At 70.6% G+C, this 15,928-nt stretch carries 17 protein-coding genes; 8 read left to right on the top strand and 9 right to left on the bottom strand.

All coding sequences use genetic code 11. From position 1 onward, the window contains the following. Both EBL84_RS06835 and EBL84_RS06830 read right to left on the bottom strand, forming a co-directional pair. Positions 1 to 924 carry an SDR family oxidoreductase gene (locus tag EBL84_RS06835; protein WP_123140124.1) on the bottom strand — a complete coding sequence of 308 codons (924 nt, stop codon included), beginning with the start codon at positions 922 to 924 and terminating at the stop codon, positions 1 to 3. A gap of 192 nt (positions 925 to 1,116) precedes the next feature. Next, positions 1,117 to 1,476 (bottom strand): HPF/RaiA family ribosome-associated protein, encoded by a 360-nt coding sequence (locus EBL84_RS06830; RefSeq protein ID WP_062275241.1) that lies wholly within the window; start codon positions 1,474 to 1,476, stop codon positions 1,117 to 1,119. A gap of 369 nt (positions 1,477 to 1,845) precedes the next feature. On the opposite strand from EBL84_RS06830, the gene EBL84_RS06825 reads away from it, so the two are divergent. Further along, positions 1,846 to 2,790, top strand: a complete 945-nt coding sequence (locus EBL84_RS06825; protein ID WP_123140123.1) for a DMT family transporter — start codon at positions 1,846 to 1,848, stop codon at positions 2,788 to 2,790. On the opposite strand, the gene EBL84_RS06820 is transcribed toward EBL84_RS06825, so the two are convergent. The 6 genes from EBL84_RS06820 to EBL84_RS06795 all read right to left on the bottom strand — a co-directional run bounded on the left by EBL84_RS06820 (position 2,736) and on the right by EBL84_RS06795 (position 9,103). Next, positions 2,736 to 3,302 (bottom strand): hypothetical protein, encoded by a 567-nt coding sequence (locus EBL84_RS06820; protein ID WP_123140179.1) that lies wholly within the window; start codon positions 3,300 to 3,302, stop codon positions 2,736 to 2,738. The two genes, EBL84_RS06825 and EBL84_RS06820, sit on opposite strands and share 55 nt — an antisense overlap. A gap of 20 nt (positions 3,303 to 3,322) precedes the next feature. Next, positions 3,323 to 5,263 carry a hypothetical protein gene (locus EBL84_RS06815; protein WP_190287901.1) on the bottom strand — a complete coding sequence of 647 codons (1,941 nt, stop codon included), beginning with the start codon at positions 5,261 to 5,263 and terminating at the stop codon, positions 3,323 to 3,325. 121 nt (positions 5,264 to 5,384) lie between these two features. After that, a complete protein-coding gene (locus EBL84_RS06810) occupies positions 5,385 to 6,518 on the bottom strand; it encodes a RuBisCO large subunit C-terminal-like domain-containing protein (protein ID WP_123140121.1) in 1,134 nt (377 codons plus the stop codon). Between the two features lie 35 nt (positions 6,519 to 6,553). Beyond that, a complete protein-coding gene (locus tag EBL84_RS06805) occupies positions 6,554 to 7,147 on the bottom strand; it encodes a GNAT family N-acetyltransferase (RefSeq protein ID WP_123140120.1) in 594 nt (197 codons plus the stop codon). A 4-nt stretch (positions 7,148 to 7,151) separates the two neighbouring features. Continuing rightward, positions 7,152 to 8,159, bottom strand: a complete 1,008-nt coding sequence (locus EBL84_RS06800; protein ID WP_190287900.1) for a transketolase family protein — start codon at positions 8,157 to 8,159, stop codon at positions 7,152 to 7,154. Continuing rightward, positions 8,159 to 9,103 carry a transketolase gene (locus EBL84_RS06795; RefSeq protein WP_123140119.1) on the bottom strand — a complete coding sequence of 315 codons (945 nt, stop codon included), beginning with the start codon at positions 9,101 to 9,103 and terminating at the stop codon, positions 8,159 to 8,161. The genes EBL84_RS06800 and EBL84_RS06795 overlap by 1 nt, the downstream gene beginning before the upstream one ends. A 564-nt stretch (positions 9,104 to 9,667) precedes the next feature. Here EBL84_RS06795 and EBL84_RS06785 point away from each other — a divergent pair. The 7 genes from EBL84_RS06785 to nifM all read left to right on the top strand — a co-directional run bounded on the left by EBL84_RS06785 (position 9,668) and on the right by nifM (position 15,441). After that, the gene (locus EBL84_RS06785) at positions 9,668 to 10,084 is read left to right on the top strand and encodes a hypothetical protein (RefSeq protein ID WP_123140118.1); all 417 of its coding nucleotides are present in this window, start codon (positions 9,668 to 9,670) and stop codon (positions 10,082 to 10,084) included. A 202-nt stretch (positions 10,085 to 10,286) separates the two neighbouring features. Then, the gene (nifU, locus tag EBL84_RS06780) at positions 10,287 to 11,165 is read left to right on the top strand and encodes a Fe-S cluster assembly protein NifU (RefSeq protein WP_062277399.1); all 879 of its coding nucleotides are present in this window, start codon (positions 10,287 to 10,289) and stop codon (positions 11,163 to 11,165) included. Positions 11,166 to 11,221: 56 nt separating this feature from the next. Next, positions 11,222 to 12,445, top strand: a complete 1,224-nt coding sequence (gene nifS, locus EBL84_RS06775) for a cysteine desulfurase NifS (RefSeq protein WP_123140117.1) — start codon at positions 11,222 to 11,224, stop codon at positions 12,443 to 12,445. A gap of 196 nt (positions 12,446 to 12,641) precedes the next feature. After that, entirely contained in the window at positions 12,642 to 13,793 is a 1,152-nt protein-coding gene (gene nifV, locus EBL84_RS06770) for a homocitrate synthase (RefSeq protein ID WP_123140116.1), read from the top strand. Positions 13,794 to 13,806: 13 nt separating this feature from the next. Beyond that, on the top strand, positions 13,807 to 14,145 hold the full coding sequence (gene nifW / locus EBL84_RS06765) for a nitrogenase-stabilizing/protective protein NifW (protein WP_123140115.1): 339 nt from the start codon (positions 13,807 to 13,809) through the stop codon (positions 14,143 to 14,145). Then, positions 14,129 to 14,596 (top strand): nitrogen fixation protein NifZ, encoded by a 468-nt coding sequence (locus EBL84_RS06760; RefSeq protein WP_123140114.1) that lies wholly within the window; start codon positions 14,129 to 14,131, stop codon positions 14,594 to 14,596. The genes nifW and EBL84_RS06760 overlap by 17 nt, the downstream gene beginning before the upstream one ends. Continuing rightward, positions 14,593 to 15,441 (top strand): nitrogen fixation protein NifM, encoded by an 849-nt coding sequence (gene nifM, locus EBL84_RS06755; RefSeq protein ID WP_123140113.1) that lies wholly within the window; start codon positions 14,593 to 14,595, stop codon positions 15,439 to 15,441. Before EBL84_RS06760 ends, nifM begins: the two co-directional genes overlap by 4 nt. A gap of 10 nt (positions 15,442 to 15,451) precedes the next feature. On the opposite strand, the gene EBL84_RS06750 is transcribed toward nifM, so the two are convergent. Next, entirely contained in the window at positions 15,452 to 15,898 is a 447-nt protein-coding gene (locus EBL84_RS06750; protein ID WP_123140177.1) for a hypothetical protein, read from the bottom strand. Between the last annotated feature and the right edge of the window lie 30 nt (positions 15,899 to 15,928).

Below are 15,928 nucleotides of genomic sequence, written 5' to 3'. Positions count from 1 at the left end.
TCAGCCGTTGAGATAGCCGAGCTGATCGACGTTGAACGGGGTCGGGGTCAGACCGAGCCGGGCGAAGCTGTCGTTCTCGCTGCAGACGTTGCTCTCGAGCAGCATCTGGATCTGGTCGCGACTGATCGGGAACCAGGGATAACGGTCGAACAACCCGGCCATCGCCCGGACCGCGAATACCGGCGCCGGGACCATCGCCTTCTGCTTACCCACGGCCGCGGCGATGGTGCCGAGGATCGCCTTCCAACTCAGCCGCTGCGGGCCACACAGGCTGTAGGTCTGGGACTCGGTGCGCGGCTCGCCGAGCGCCAGGGTGAAGGCGCGGGCGACATCGTCGATATGCACCGGCGCCAGCTCGAAGGCCCCGGCCTGCTGCGGCAGCAGCCCGTCGTAGAACAGCGGCGCCGGGATCGGCGCGGCGATGATGTCCTTGTTGAGCTGCGAGCAGAACTCCATGCGCCCGCGCGGATCGCCGAAGATCACCGAGGGGCGGAAGATGGTCCAGGCCAGCCCCGAGGTCTTGAGTGCCTCCTCGGCGGCGAACTTGGTGCGTTGGTAGGCAGTCCCATCGGGTCGCACCCCATTGGCGCTCATGAGCAGGAAACGGCCCACGCCGGCGGCCTGGGCCGCGGCGATGGTATCGACCACGCCCTGATGCTGCAGCCCCTCGAAGGTGATGCCGCGCGCCGGGAACTCGCGCAGGATGCCGATCAGATAGATCACCGCATCGGCGCCGCGCACGCAGGCATCGAGCGCGACGCGCTCGGCCACGGTGCCGGGCACCAGCTCGCACTCGACGCCACGCTCGACCTTGGACTCGCTGCCCGGGCGCACCAGCAGCCGGGGCACATGACCGGCGGCGAGCAGATGATCGATCAGATGGGCACCGACGAAGCCGGTCCCGCCAATGATTGCAACCTTCATGTTCGAGTAACTCCTGTTCTACGGTCGCGACCACCGCGCACGACGATCGCTCGAAGTCGACGCGGACGCCGGATACGCATACCCGCGTCCGCCCATGGCGAAGGATGTGGGGACGGTGAGGGACAGAGCGAAGCCCGGGCGGGGTGGCGGGAGCGGCCGGGATGGCGGCGCTCATCCCGGCACGAGGCCGGTTCAGTGACCAGCCATCTCGGTGGCGTGCTCGCCGGACTGACCGGCCGGTGTCCGCTCGAGCACACCCTGCCAGCGCACCCGACGCACGCTGCGCCGCGCCGCGCCGAACACCCCGGTGATCGCCTCGACGGCGGTCTTGCTGGCATCGCGCACCACCAACTGGCGACCCTGCGCGAGTTTGATGCGGAGTTCACAGCGCACGCGATGACCGTGCAACCGGTCGAACTCCTCCTGGATGGTGGCCTGCGTCTCGATCCGCTCATCGGTGAAGCGATCCTCGAGCTTCTTGGCCTCGGATTCAATCTGACGACGAATATCGGCATCGAGCGCGAGAGTGTCGCCGCCTATCTTAATGGACATACTTGATCTTCTCCCAAGACTCGGTCCAGGCGGAAGATACAGACCGCGATGTCGGCGACCGAGTGGATTCGCTATGAGGGCTACCGCATCGACTGTGATGGCGTCTCAGGAGCTTCTCCGGGGAGGAGAACGGACGCGGTGCGATGGACTGCGGCAGTGCCGTGGATCATGATGCCGGGACCGGCGAAAAGCAAGGGCAAAACCCCCAACCACAACCGTTGCAATGGATTTGCACGCTCCGACAATGACCCGGATCAGCGATTGCGAGCATCGCCCGTGCCCCATCGGCCCCGAAATGGGGCGACGCGCGCCCGAGCCCGCACCATGACATACCGCCCCCCTTGATCGAACCGCCCAGGCTCCTGCCCCATGCACCACCGCCCGACCGACTGGCTGCTGCTCCTCGCGCTCACCGCACTCTGGGGCTCGGCCTTCGCGCTCACCGGGATCGGCGTCGAGGCGCTGCCGGTTCAGCTGGTGGTCGCCGCCCGGCTGCTGATCGCCTGCGCCCTGCTGCTCCCGGCGGCGCTGCTGTTCGCCCGCCGTCCGGCGCACAGCGCACGGCTGTGGGGCGCCTATGTGCTGATCGCGCTGTTCGGCAACGCCCTGCCCTATTCGCTGGTGACCTGGGGACAGCAGACGATCGCCAGCGCCCAGGCCGGCATCCTGATGGCGACGATGCCGCTGGCCACCCTCGGCATGGCGCACTATCTCGTACCCGGCGAGCGCATCACCCGACACCGCGCAGGCGGCTTCCTCGTCGGCTTCTGTGGGGTCGTGGTGCTCATTGGACCGGCGGCCTGGGGCGATGTCGACCCGGCGCGACTGCCGGCGATGGGGGTGATCCTGCTCGGCGTCTGCTGCTATGCCGTGGCCGCCATCCTGGCGCGACTGCGGCCTCCGAGCGACGCCCTCTACAGCGCCGCGGCGACCACCACCCTGGCGACCCTGATGTTGCTGCCGACACTGCTCGCGCTGCCGGCGACACCGACCGCAATCCACCCCGAGGAGCGCCACCTGCTGGCACTGCTCGCCCTCGGCGGCGGTTCGACCGCGTTCGCAGCGATCCTCTACATGCGACTGGTCAAGCGCGCCGGCGCGGCCTTCGTCTCCCAGCTCAACTATCTGATCCCGCTGTGGGCGCTGGGGGTGGGGGTGGGACTGCTCGGCGAGCCGCTCGCCTCCCGCCACCTGCTCGCCCTGGCGCTGATCCTCGGCGGCATGGCGCTGGCGCGCCGCGAGCGCGACGCCGGAGCGGATCAGACGGGGTCGGACTCGAACAGGTCAGCGAAGGCGCGATCGAAGCGGCGGTAGGCCTCCCAGCCATCCTGGTCCATCACCTGATCGATCACCCAGCGATTCTCCTGCCCCTCGCCCATCAGGCGCTGGATCTCGAAGCCGAGGTGCCGCAGCAGCGCATAGCTCGGTCCCTCGTCGGTGAAGCCGTACTCGGCATACTCCCCGGAGCGGGCGTTGAGCCGCTCGATGAAGGCCGCGCCGTGCGCCCCCGGCCCGAGCAGGTCGGTGGCGTTGTCCTGGACGTGATCGAAGACCCGACGCGCGAACCCGGTGATCAGGTCGCGCCGCCGGTCCTCGTCGAGACGGGCATGGGCGAGCCGATCGGCGATCTGGATGAGGAACACCAGATACTCCTCGATCACCGCCAGACGCTGGGCGTCGTCGCGATAGACGAAGCGCTCGCAGTGCAGGTTGATCGCGCGATCGAGGGCGATGCGCCAGGCGATGAAGGCCAGCGCGCCGGCGACCTCGTCGAGCGAGCGCGCACGGTCCGGGTTCGACCAGTGACTCTTGATCCTCAGTGCCATCTCCAACCCTCCATCGATTGTCAGTCACGCAAGACCGGATGGACCCAGTCGATCCCCTCGCCGCGCTCACCGGCCACCATGAACTTGCGCAACGCCGAGCGCAGCTCCGGGGCCAGCGGACCGACCCGACGCTGCAACCACTCGAAATCGGCGCCCTGGTGCGCCAGATACACCAGATAACTGTGCCACAGCGCCTGGGCGTCGACCCCACGCCGCTCAGGCAACATCGAGGCCCCGGCGGCCTTGCCCAGCGCACGGTCGAGTCGCTCGGCGGCGAGTGGCCCGATACCGCGTCTCAGACCATCGAGCAGCGGTTCGAGCCGGCCCCAGGCCCCGGGCGCGAGCGCCAGCTCGCGCCGCCCCGCGCCCGGCACCGAGAGCGTGCCCGCGACCGGGTCGAAGCAGTCGCGATCGAGCAGCATCAGCTCCGCCGGGGTGACCCCCGAGAGCAAGAGCGCGCAGTGACCACGCACCTCGGTATCGACATCACGCAACAGCAGCTCGATCTCGGCCGGCTCGAGCAGCCGTGGCAACCGCGGCAGGTCGATCACCGCCGCGCGCGCGCGCGGCGCCTCGAGCGTCGCCGACTGCCCGGCACCGTCCTCGGGCGCCGGCGCTGCGGATTCGACCAGGCGCACCCCGTCACCGTCCTCGCCACGCTCGATGCGCACCCCGAGATAGGAGACCCGCGGCGCCGTGGAGCGCTCGCCGAGATAGTCGGTCAGCCAGGTCAGGAAGAGCGCGGCGAGGAGCGCGGCGGCGAGTGCGATCGGCAGATCGCGGGCATAGTCGGGGCGAATCGGCGCGCTCGGCGTATAGGCCCACTCGACCACCTGGATCGGCGGATACTGCTCGAAGTCGCGCAGCGCGATCTCGGCGAGTCGCTGGGCGTTCTCGGCAAAACGCGTCTCGAGCCCGTCGAGTCCCTCGCGCAGCCCCTCGAAGGTGGCGAAGTGGCGCGAGAAGGTCTGCACCGCGCGCTGCTGACGATCGAGATCGTCCTCGAGCAGGGCGACGGTCTCGCGTGCCGCCTCCAGCTCCTGACGGGCCTCGTCGCGGACGGTGATGCGCGCGACCAGCAGCGCACGCTCCAACGACTGCTCGAGCGCGGCCTGCTCGCCGGGCAGATCGCGCAACGCCGGGTCGCGATCGATATAGGCCTGGGTGTAGCGGGCATAGAGCTGATCGAGCCGCTCGCGGCCACGCTCGACATAGCGTTGCAGCCGGGCGATGTCGTTCTGCTGCTCGCGCGGAATCAGTCGCTCGCCGCGCGCCACCGCCTCGTCGAGCGCACGCAGCCGGGCGAGTGCCTCGACCTCGCGGTTGCGCGCCTTGCCGAGTGCGTCGTTGAGATCCTCGAGCTCGGCGAGCGCGCGACTCTCGGCGCGCTCGATGCCGACGATGTCGTGCTCGGCGGCGAAGGTCTCGAGTTCGGCGCGCGCCGACTCGATGCGCCGCTCCAGCCGCGCCTGTTCCTCTTCGAGCTCGGTGGTGGTGCGCCCGGCGCTGACCGAGACCTGCTCGGCGCGCAGCCGTTCGTAGGCCCGCACCCAGTGATTGACGATCGCCGCCAAACGCTCCGGGTCACCGCCCTCGGCGCGCAGTTCGAGCAGGTTGGTCTCGGGGATCGGCTCGACGGCGAGCCGCGTGCGCAGCGCCGCCACATCGACCGCCAGCCCGGCCTCGGCCAGATCGATGGCGAGCCGACCGAGCAGCGACTCGCCGAGCAGCAGCCGACGCTGGATCATCACGTGTTCGGGATCGGCGGTAGCGCTCGGTGCATCGACCGCCTTGGGCTTGACCGTGAGCACCGAAGCGGTGGCGCGATAGACCGGTTCGCGCCCGTAGACGATGCCCAGCGCCAGCGTCAGACAGAGGGCGCTGGCCAGGGCGAAGACCAGGGCGCGCCGACCGAGCAGCGGATGTGTTCGAGTCGACCGGCTCGGGAACCAGCGTATCACGGGCAATCACCTCCGGGCAGGGCATGCGCAGGGGCGCACGCCGGATGACGACAACGGAGCGGACGGCGGTGGGTCTCCGTTCCCTCGTGCATGGTCGTCGTGCCCGTCCCCGGCACCGGCCTCAGGCCGTCGCGGCGGCGACGAACCTGGCGCAGTTGGCGCTCAGGTCTCCGCGATGCAGATCGCCCCCGATCAAGAGAATGGCGTCGCGACCATAGAATTCGAGTAGTTCGCCGACCCGATCGAGCCGCATCCCGCCGGCCGGGACCGGGAGGATCGGGCGCAGCCCGGCGAAGGGACGGCTGGCACCGGCGACCAGCGCGCGACATTCCTCCGCGGTATAGGCGAAACGCCCGCCCCAGCTCGGGAAGATGGTCGCATCGGCCCCGGCCAGCCGGTTGAACAGGCCATAGAGCACGCCGTGGGCGAGCCCGCCGTCGGAGTTGGCGCAGTGCGCGCCCTGGAAGGCGGGATGGGCGAGGATCGGCAGCCCCAGGGTGTCGTCATCGGCCAGCGCGCGCATGGCATCGAACCCGACCAGCCCGGGACAGACCAGCAACCCGCCGGCACCGACCGCACGCGCCAGCTGCGCGCGCGCCCTCAGCTCGCCGGCCGGGGCGGTGACATTGGGCAGATAGCGGGTGTGACCGCCGCACTCGCGGTTGGCGCGGGCCACCGCCTCGGCGCACAGCCGCACCCGGGGCTCGAAGCGACAGAAGGACTGATCGGTGAGCCCGTGGTCGTCCTTGATCAGGTCGATGCCGCCGCGCGCCAGCCGGTAGGCCAGCTCGGCCAGCTCGGCGGGCGAGCGCCCCATCGGCTTGAGCGCGGTGCAGAGCAGCGGGCGCGCCGGATCGCCGCAACAGGCACGCAGCCCCTCGCGCCCGAAGCGCGGACCGCGATAACCGGCGGCGAGCCCCGGCGGCAACTCGAGATCGACCAGCCGCACCCCGGGCTGGATGCTGATGTTGCCGAACAGCAGATTGATCAGCTGGGTCAGCTCGGCCCCCGCCGCTTCCACCGGATAGGCCACCACCAGCTCGAAGCGCCCCGGCGCGAGCGGGCGCAGCGCGCGCACCTCGCCGATGACCTGATCATGGATCGCGGTCTCGGCGATCAGCTCGGGGGGGAACTCGACGGTCTGCTCGACGCAGATCGCCCGCGCGCGCGCCTCGGCCTCGGCGGCGCTCGCGCGCAGGTGATAGGTGGCGGTCAGTCGCTCGCCGCTCAGCGCGAGCCGGGTGCTGTCCTGCATGACGATGGGGTCCGGTGACGATCGAGGGCCATAGACTAGCCGATCCCGCCCCGATGGTCGCGCGCCGGGTCGGACGCCGCCGTGTCGCGCCAGTCGGCGCGCGCCAGACGACACAGCCGGTGCGCGCGCAGGCGGTGTCCCGGCGGCAGCGCCGGGTGCTCGAAGGGTTGGGGATCGGCGCGCATGCCGAGACGCGCCATCAGCGCCAGCGAGCGCTGGTTGTGGAGACTGGTGAAAGCGACGATCTCGTCGAGCCCGAGACGCGTGAAGCCGAAGCCCAGCGCCGCGCGCGCCGCCTCGCCGGCATAGCCCTGGCCCCAGGCGTGACGGGCCAGACGCCAGCCGATCTCGACGGCGGGTGCGAAGGGCAGCTCGGCGCCACAGCGATGCAGCCCGACGAGCCCGAGAAAAGCACCCTCGGCGCGCGTCTCCACGGCCCAGAAGCCCCAGCCCTGGACGGCGATCAAGCGCCGGCAGCGCGCCGCCATGGCCGCGCTCTCGGCGCGACTGAGCGGACGCGGCAGCCAGGCCATCACCCGGGGATCGGCGTTGAGCGCGGCGAAGGGGGCGAGGTCGCGCCCGTGCCACTGACGCAGCCGCAGCCGCGCGGTCTCGAGCACGGGCGCCACGACCTCAGAGGTCCTCGGTCCGCTCGGCGCGCCCCATGGTCTCCAGGCGCACCGCGGCGAGTGCGTCCTCGTCGATGCCCAGCGGCTCACCGACCAGCCGCTCGGCGGCGCGCACCAGGGCCATGGCGTCGAGCCCGTACTCGCGCATCAGGTACTGACGACTGGCGCCGTGGGCATAGGTGTCGCGCAGCCCGAGACGGATCAGCCGGGCGCCGATGCCGCGCTCGGCCATGAGCTCGGCCACCGCCGAGCCGAGCCCGCCGACGATGCTGTGGTTCTCCAGGGTGATGACCCCGAGCCGGGCGCTGGCGAGCGCCGCGCGCACCCGGGGGTCGTCGAACGGCTTGAGGGTGGAGACGTGCAGATGACCGACCGAGAGCCCGTGGGCGCGCAACGCGCCGGTGGCGCGCAGCGCCTCCTCGGTGCAGATCCCGGAGGAGAGCACGATCAGGTCCTCGCCCTCGCCGAGCAGCCGCGCCCGCCCCAGCACCATCGGCTCGGCGGGGTCGAACAGCCGCGGCACCTCGCCGCGCAGCATGCGCACATAGACCGGCCCCGGCACCGCCTGGGCGAGGTCGAGCACCTGCTCGACCTCGGTGGCGTCCCCGCACTCGAGCACCGTCATGTTCGGCAGCAGGCGCATCAGCCCGATGTCGTCGACCGCCTGGTGGGTGACGCCGCCCGGGGTGGTGATCCCCGGCAGGAAGCCGATCAGTCGCACCGGCAGATTCGGGTAGGCGATCGACATCGCCACCTGGTCGAAGGGGCGGCGCGAGACGAAGACCGCGAAGGTGTGGACATAGGGGAAGAAGCCCTCGCGCGCCAACCCGGCGGCGAAGCCCATCATGTTCTGCTCGGCCATGCCCATCGAGAAGAAGCGCTCGGGATAGGCGTCGCGGAAACCGTCGGCCTCGCACGAGCTGGTCAGGTCGGCCGAGAGCACCAGCACCTCGGGCCGCTGCTCGGCCCAGCGCACCAGGTTGTCGCGGTGCGGCCGCTGCACGATCTCCATCAGGCATCCCCCTCGGACAGGCCCGCGAGCAGGCCGCGATACAGATTGAACTCCGCCTCGTTCTTGAAGCGCACGTAGTGGAGCTTGGGCCAGCGCTCGCGCAACCGGTCGATGCCGCGACAGGGGTCGGTGCGGGCGATCACCACCCGCGGGACGCCGTCTTCCCCGACCCCCTCCCCGGCCTCGGCCAGCGCCACGGGGTCGTGACCGTCGACCTCGCGCACCTCGGCGCCGAAGGCGCGCAGCCGCGCGGCCAGCGGCTCGGTGGTCATCACCGTGTCCATCGGACCGTCGCACTGCTGGGCGTTGGCGTCGACATAGACCCCGATGTTGCCGAGCCGATGATGCGCCAGCGCGGCGAAGGCCTCCCAGGTCTGTCCCTCCTGGAACTCGCCGTCGGACATGAACACCCACACCCGACCGGTGTCGCCGCGCAGCCGGCGCGCCAGCGCGATCCCGCCGGCCTGACTCAACGCCTGACCCAGCGACCCGGCGGTGACCTCGTGACCCGGCGAGTGCTCGGCACCGATCAGCTCGACGGTGCTGCCGTCGCGGTTGAACGCATCGAGCGCATCCGGCCCCAACCGACCGAGTTCGATCAGCAGCGAGTAGAGCACCAGCGCATAGTGCACCGGGGAGAAGATGAAGCGATCGAGCTCGGGCGCGGGCGCGCCGTTGTAGTCGGCGCCGGTGAAGGCGTGCGGATTGTCCGCACCGGGCACCCCGGCGAAGGGCCGCGGGGTGGGCGGGGCCGTGCTCGGCCCGAGCCGCATCACCCCGAGATAGAGGGTGGCGAGGATCTCGGCCGAGGAACAGGCCTGGCTGAGATAGCCGCCGTTGTTCTCGAGGGTGTGTTCGAGCACCCGTCGCCGGATCGCGGTGGCGACACAACGGATGTCGCCCGGCGCGGTCGTGGCACCGGGGCGCGCTGGGATGGATTCCATAGATATGATCGTCTCGACTGCCTGCCTCAAATCAAGCCGCGCGCGGACCAGGCCGGACCGCCGCCCCGGACGACCCCCGCCCGGCGGCGAAATCCTAGCATGAGCGGACGGCCGTCGCGGGGATGATGCGCGGCCAGCGGCCAGCGGCCAGCGGCCAGCGGCCAGCGGCCAGAAGATTGAACCGCCAAGCCGCAAAGACCGCAAAGGGATTCAAGCGCCCGGCCATCCGTGAGTGTGCGGCCGCGACGACGGCGTGACGTCCCATCAACTGTCGGCACCGGTCAGCGAGCGTTCTCGGCGTCAACGCTCTAGGACAGGCCGCGACTGGTCGCTGGCGGCTGGCGGCCGGTGGCTGACGGCTGACGGCTGGTCGCTGGTGGCTGACGGCTGACGGCTGACGGCTGACGGCTGGTCGCTGGCGACTGGCGACTGGCGACTGGCGACTGGTGGCTGATCGCTGGCGACTGGCGACTGGCGACTGGCGGCTGGCGCCTGCTCGCTGGTCCCGGCACGCCCCGTGCAATACCGCACGGATCACCCCGAGCCATCCAGGAGGGCCGTGCCATGAGCGATCCCCACCTCATCCTCTATCACCAGCACCCGGTCAGTGCCCGAACGCGCTTCCTGCGTCTCGGCCATGGCGGTATCTGCGCCCCCGGGCCGCTGCCGCCGGGGAGCCGGATCATCGAGTCGGGAACGACGCCTCAGGTCGTCGTCCATCCCGGCGCGCTGCTGCGCGCGCTCGAGCGCGAGCTGGCGCTGGCCCAGGGCGCGCTGGCCATCACCCTGCGCTTCCCGGTCCAGCTCGCCGTCGACGAGACCACCGCGCCGGTCTTCCTCGCCCGCTTCGTCGACCACGACCCACCCATCGCCGAGGTCGGCGCCCAGGGCGCGCGCTTCATCGCGCTGACCCAGGCGAGCGCCCTCCCCCCGGTCGAACTCGACCTGCTGCGGCATGCCTACGAGGCGCTGCTCGGTTGAGACGCCGCTGTCGGGTTTGCCACCACCGGGGCGCGCACCACTTGTCCAGGACCCGACAACCCGCCTCATGCAACCGTGTCGCAGCCCGCTCAACCCGCGCCCTCCGGCCTTCTTCAAAGACTGGCGCGGAGCTTGCTTTTTGACTCGACAAGCCCCGGGCAGCACGCGCCGGCCCCAGCCAAATGACACGGGAGAGCAATCCATGTGGGACTATTCCGAGCAGGTCCAGGACCACTTCTTCAACCCTCGCAACGCCGGCCCGGTCCAGGACGCCAACGGCGTCGGTGAGGTCGGCTCGCTCGCCTGCGGCGACGCCCTGCGGCTCTCGCTCCGGGTCGATCCCGAGCGCGAGGTGATCCTCGAGGCCGGTTTCCAGACCTTCGGCTGCGGCTCGGCGATCGCCTCGAGCTCGGCGCTGACCGAGATCATCAAGGGCATGACCCTGGATCAGGCGCTGACGGTCACCAACCAGGACATCGCCGATGTCCTCGGCGGCCTGCCCGCCGAGAAGATGCACTGCTCGGTGATGGGGCGTGAGGCGCTGCAGGCGGCGATCGCCAACTATCGCGGCGAGCGCTGGGAGGACGACGACCACGCCGAGGGCGCGCTGGTGTGCAAGTGCTTCGGGGTCGACGCCGGGATGATCGAGGAGACGGTACGCGCCAACGGGCTCGACTCGGTGACCGCCGTCACCCATTACACCAAGGCCGGCGGCGGCTGCTCGGCCTGTCACGAGGAGATCGAGGAGATCATCGCCCGGGTCAATCCCACCGCCGTGGCGGTCCAGGCGCCGCGCGCCCCCGAACCCCCGCAACCCGCCGCGCCCCGCGTCAACACCCTGCAGCGCATCCGCCGCATCGAGCGGCTGATCGACACCCTGCGCCCCGAGCTGCAGCGCGACCACGGCGACCTCGAACTGGTCGACGTCGACGGCCGCACGGTCTATGTCAGCCTCAAGGGCGCCTGCGCCGGCTGTCAGATGGCCTCGCTCACCCTCTCCGGCATCCAGGAGCGGCTCAGCGCCGAGCTCGGCGAACCGCTGCGAGTGATCCCCGCCGCGCCCCAGCAGATCGCCTGCTGACGTCCCACGGCGCGACGCGATCGCCACCCATCCCCATCCGCAGCGAGGAGCCACCGATGAGCGAACAGACCCCCGGCATCTATCTCGACAACAACGCCACCACCATGGTCGCCCCCGAGGTGGTGGAGGCGATGCTGCCCTTCTTCACCGAGCAGTTCGGCAACCCCTCCTCGATCCATCGCTACGGCGATCGCGTCGGGCGCGCGCTGCGCACCGCACGCGCCCAGGTCGCCGCCCTGCTCGGCGCGACGCACGACTCCGAGATCATCTTCACCTCCTGCGGCACCGAGTCCGACGCCACCGCCATCCTCTCGGCGCTGCGCGCCCAGCCCGAGCGGCGCGAGATCATCACCACCGAGGTCGAACACCCGGCGGTGCTGAGCCTGTGCGACCAGCTCGCCAAGGAGGGTTATGTGATCCATCGTCTCGGCGTCGACGGCCACGGGCGACTCGATCTCGATGCCTATCGCGCGCTGCTCACCGAGCGGGTCGCCATCGTCTCGGTGATGTGGGCCAACAACGAGACCGGCACCCTGTTCCCGGTCGAGGAGATGGCCGAGATGGCACGCGCGGCGGGCGTGATGTTCCACACCGACGCGGTGCAGGCGGTGGGCAAGCTGCCGATCGCGCTCGCCGACAGCGCCATCGACATGCTCTCGCTCTCCGGGCACAAGCTCCACGCCGCCAAGGGCGTCGGCGTGCTCTACGTGCGTCGCAACACCCGCTTCCGACCGCTGCTGCGCGGCGGTCACCAGGAACGCGGTCGCCGCGCCGGCACCGAGAACAGCGCCGGCATCGTCGGGCTCGGGCTCGCCTGCGAGCTGGCCGGCGCCGCGCTCGAGCACGAGCGCACCACGGTGCGCGCGCTGCGCGACCGGCTCGAGCGCGGCATCCTCACCGCCGTGCCCCACTGCTTCGTCACCGGCGATCCCGACAACCGTCTGCCCAACACCAGCAACATCGCCTTCGAGTTCATCGAGGGCGAGTCGATCCTGCTGTTGCTCAACCGTCACGGCATCGCCGCCTCCAGCGGCTCGGCCTGCAGCTCGGGCTCGCTCGAGCCCTCGCACGTGATGCGCGCCATGGGCATCCCGCTCACCGCCGCCCACGGCACCATCCGTTTCTCGCTCTCACGCTACAACAGCGCCGCCGAGATCGATCGCGCGGTGGACACCCTCGTCCCGGTGATCGAACAGCTGCGCCGACTCTCGCCCTACTGGGGCGAGGACGGTCCGCTCGGCGACGCACACACGCCCGGCTTCTCGCCGGCCTACGCCTGACCCGACGCGCGGCACCGGCGCACCATGCCGGTGCCGCGACGCGTCGGCTCTGCGACACGCCCGCCCTCTCCACCCTGTCGCAAACCCTGCAACGCCCCGGTCTCCTGGCGCGCAACCCGCTGAGAACCCACGTCATCGAAGACGCTGGCACTTCCTTTGCTAACAAGTCTCGTCAAGTGCTGTACGGAGCCCACAGATGAAGGATTCAGTCCGCCCGATCACCATCAACGACACCACCCTGCGCGACGGCGAGCAGTCGGCCGGGGTCGCCTTCTCGCTCGCCGAGAAGCTCGCCATCGCCCGCGCGCTCGACGCCCTCGGCGTCCCCGAGCTCGAGATCGGCATCCCGGCGATGGGCGCCGACGAGCGTGACGCGATCCAGGCCATCGCCCGACTCGGGCTCGCCGCGCGGCTGATGCTGTGGTGCCGGATGCGCGCGGACGACATCGCCCGCTGCGCCGGGCTCGACGCCGATCTCGTCGACCTCTCGATCCCGCTCTCCGACCAGCAGCTGGCGTGCAAGCTCGGCCGTGATCGCGACTGGGCGCTGCGCCAGATCGCGCGCTGCGTGCCCGAGGCGCGCGCGCTCGGGCTGGAGGTCTGCGTCGGCGCCGAGGACGCCTCGCGCGCCGATCCCGAGTTCCTCGCCCGCGCCGCCGAGGTCGCCCAGGCAGCCGGTGCGCGCCGCATCCGCTTCGCCGACACCGTCGGCTTGATGGAGCCCTTCGGCGTCTATTCACGCATCGCCACGCTGCGTGCCGCCTGCGACCTGGAGATCGAGATGCACGCCCACGACGACCTCGGGCTGGCTACCGCCAACACCCTGGCCGCGGCCCGTGCCGGGGCGACCCACCTCAACACCACGGTGCACGGACTCGGCGAGCGCGCCGGCAACGCCGCGCTGGAGGAGGTGGTGATGGGACTCAGACACACCCAGGGGATCGACCCCGGGGTCGACCTGCACGCCTTCGAGCAGGTCTCGACCCTGGTCGCCCAGGCCTCGGGACGCCCGGTGGCCTGGCACAAGAGCCTGGTCGGCGACGGTGCCTTCACCCACGAGGCCGGGATCCACGTCGACGGCCTGCTCAAGGACCCGCTCAACTACCAGGGCATCGACCCGGCCGAACTCGGGCGCCATCACCGCCTGGTGCTCGGCAAGCACTCGGGCCGCCAGGCGGTGCGCCAGGCCTATGCCGAGCTGCTGCACCAGGAGGTCGGACTCGATCAGGCCGAGCGACTGCTGCCGCTGGTGCGCCGCTTCGTCACCGCGACCAAGCGCGCCCCGGTCGCCGCCGACCTGCAGCGCTTCCTCTGCGAACTGCCCACTGCAACCGCCCACACCGCCTGAACCGGAGCCGCCGATGAACGACGACAGCGACCTGCACGACCTGGTCAGCGCCGAGGACTTCCTCGAGCACTTTGAGATCGACTACGACCCGGCCGTGGTCCGGGTCAACCGGCTGCACATCCTGCAGCGCTTCCACGACTATCTGGCCGACGCCGAGCCCCTGCCCGAACAGGCCGAGGCTCGTCACCGGCGGCGCGCCGAGCTGCTCACCCGCGCCTATCACGACTTCGTCGCGTCCGACGCGCGCACCGAGCGCGTGTTCCGGGTCTTCCATCTGCACGGACCGCGCAGCGGCGTGCGGGTCGATCTCCAACTCGACCCGGCGGGAGGTGACCATGCGCCCCAACTTTGAGTTCGGCGATGCGGTGCGGGTGATCCGCAACCTGCGCAACGACGGCACCTTCCCCGAGGGCGCGCGCGGCGATCTGCTGGTACGTCGCGGCGCCGTCGGCCACGTGCGTGACGTCGGTACCTTCCTCCAGGACCAGATCATCTACGCGGTGCACTTCATCGAAGAGGGCCGCGTGGTCGGCTGTCGCGAGGAGGAGCTGCAGGCGGCCGACGCGCCTTGGACCCCGAGCCGCTTCGAGGCGCGCGAGCGGGTCGCCGCCGCCCGCCGACTGGCGCTGCGCGGCGAGGTACTGGTCGAGCCCGGGGAGGTCGGCGAGGTGCTGCGGGTCGAGCGCGATCACCCGCAGGGGGTGTGCTATCAGGTGTTGTTCGCCGGGCGTACGCCGCTGCTGGTGCCCGAGTCGGCGCTGGACCAACCCGAAGACCAACCCGAACCCCAGGAGGCCGGATGAAGGCGCGCATCGACCCCTACCACCTGATCCGCGCCTCGGCCAGTCGCTTCCAGTGTCCACCGACCCAGCTCGACGCCGTCCAGCGCGCCGAGGCCGAGCGTCTGGCCGAGCGCAGTCAGCAGCTCGAGGCACTGGTGCTCGCCACCGCCGAGGCGGCGGCCACGCAGATCACCGACCAACAGCTCGACGCGAGCCTTGCCGAGCTGCTCGAGCGCTACGAGGATGAGGTCGCCTTCGAGGCGGCGCTCGCCGATGGCGGACTGGATGTCGCCGCGCTGCGCCGCGCCCTGGAGCGCGAGCTGCGCTTCGACGCCGTGCTGCGTCGCATCGGCGCCCAGGCCCCGGCACCGAGCGAGGACGAGTTGGCCGCCTTCTATCAGCGCCACCGCGAGCGCTTCGTCCAGCCCGAGCGTCGCGAGGCCCGCCACCTGCTCATCACCATCAACCCCGATTACGCGGAGAACCGCCCCGAGACCGCGCGCGCGCGCATCGCGGCGCTGGCCGAGCGGCTCACCGCCGACCCGGATGCCTTCGGCGCGCTCGCCAAGCGTCACTCGGAGTGCCCGACCGCGCTCGAGGAGGGTCGGCTCGGCACCCTGACTGCCGGCCAGCTCTACCCCGCACTCGACGCCGCGCTGTTCGCGCTCGCCCGCGGTGAGATCAGCACCGTGGTCGAGAGCCCGCTGGGCCTGCACCTGCTGCGCTGCGAGCGTATCCACCCGGCCGAGACGATCCCGCTCGACGCGGTCCGCGAACGGCTGCGCACGCAGCTCGGCGAGCAGGCCGCGCGGCGACGCCAGCGCGACTGGATCGCCGCGCTGCATGAAGCCGGCGCGGTGGCCTGAGTCGGTTGGCTCAGGCCACTTCCTTGTCGTTGCCCTGGACCTGACGGATCAGCGGATAGAGGTGCTCGGTCTCGCGTTGGATACGGTCCATCACCAGCGCCATCATCTGCTCGGTGTCCTGGAGGAAGGCGGCGTGATCGCCGATGGTGAGGCTGTGACGCTGCTGCGAACACCATTGCTTCACATAGGCGGCGAAGATGCGCTTGATCTCGATCGAGCCCGAGAGGAAGCGGTTGGCGGTGTTCTTCACCTGCTGCTCGGGGCGGGCGATGAGCCGACCGCAGAGTTCGCGATCGACCAGCTCCATATGCTCGCGGATGCGCGTGGTGAGATCGAAGAAGAGATCGCAGGCGACCTCGGTGTCACACATCGAACGCTCTCGCACCAGATACAGAAAGACGTTCGAGAGCTCGATGATCTTGTGGTTCTGGGCATGCAGTTGGGCAAACGCGACCATGGCCATGCTCCTCCGGCTCGATTGGTGGTA

Origin of the sequence: Marichromatium sp. AB31 (genome assembly GCF_003718685.1) — a bacterium.
GTDB classification, from domain to species: Bacteria; Pseudomonadota; Gammaproteobacteria; order Chromatiales; family Chromatiaceae; genus Marichromatium; species Marichromatium gracile.
Note: the sequence above shows the minus strand (reverse complement) of the source record. Positions and strands in the feature narration are given on the sequence as shown.

Bases quoted from the DNA above. Each gene is read 5' to 3' on its own strand.
- EBL84_RS06825 (WP_123140123.1), top strand. From the start codon at position 1,846: ATGCACCACCGCCCGACCGACTGGCTGCTGCTCCTCGCGCTCACCGCA.
- EBL84_RS06760 (WP_123140114.1), top strand. From the start codon at position 14,129: ATGCGCCCCAACTTTGAGTTCGGCGATGCGGTGCGGGTGATCCGCAAC.
- EBL84_RS06750 (WP_123140177.1), bottom strand. From the start codon at position 15,898: ATGGTCGCGTTTGCCCAACTGCATGCCCAGAACCACAAGATCATCGAG.
- nifU (WP_062277399.1), top strand. From the start codon at position 10,287: ATGTGGGACTATTCCGAGCAGGTCCAGGACCACTTCTTCAACCCTCGC.
- EBL84_RS06785 (WP_123140118.1), top strand. From the start codon at position 9,668: ATGAGCGATCCCCACCTCATCCTCTATCACCAGCACCCGGTCAGTGCC.
- EBL84_RS06800 (WP_190287900.1), bottom strand. From the start codon at position 8,159: ATGGAGATCGTGCAGCGGCCGCACCGCGACAACCTGGTGCGCTGGGCC.
- nifM (WP_123140113.1), top strand. From the start codon at position 14,593: ATGAAGGCGCGCATCGACCCCTACCACCTGATCCGCGCCTCGGCCAGT.
- nifW (WP_123140115.1), top strand. From the start codon at position 13,807: ATGAACGACGACAGCGACCTGCACGACCTGGTCAGCGCCGAGGACTTC.
- nifS (WP_123140117.1), top strand. From the start codon at position 11,222: ATGAGCGAACAGACCCCCGGCATCTATCTCGACAACAACGCCACCACC.
- EBL84_RS06835 (WP_123140124.1), bottom strand. From the start codon at position 924: ATGAAGGTTGCAATCATTGGCGGGACCGGCTTCGTCGGTGCCCATCTG.
- EBL84_RS06830 (WP_062275241.1), bottom strand. From the start codon at position 1,476: ATGTCCATTAAGATAGGCGGCGACACTCTCGCGCTCGATGCCGATATT.
- EBL84_RS06810 (WP_123140121.1), bottom strand. From the start codon at position 6,518: ATGCAGGACAGCACCCGGCTCGCGCTGAGCGGCGAGCGACTGACCGCC.
- EBL84_RS06795 (WP_123140119.1), bottom strand. From the start codon at position 9,103: ATGGAATCCATCCCAGCGCGCCCCGGTGCCACGACCGCGCCGGGCGAC.
- EBL84_RS06820 (WP_123140179.1), bottom strand. From the start codon at position 3,302: ATGGCACTGAGGATCAAGAGTCACTGGTCGAACCCGGACCGTGCGCGC.
- nifV (WP_123140116.1), top strand. From the start codon at position 12,642: ATGAAGGATTCAGTCCGCCCGATCACCATCAACGACACCACCCTGCGC.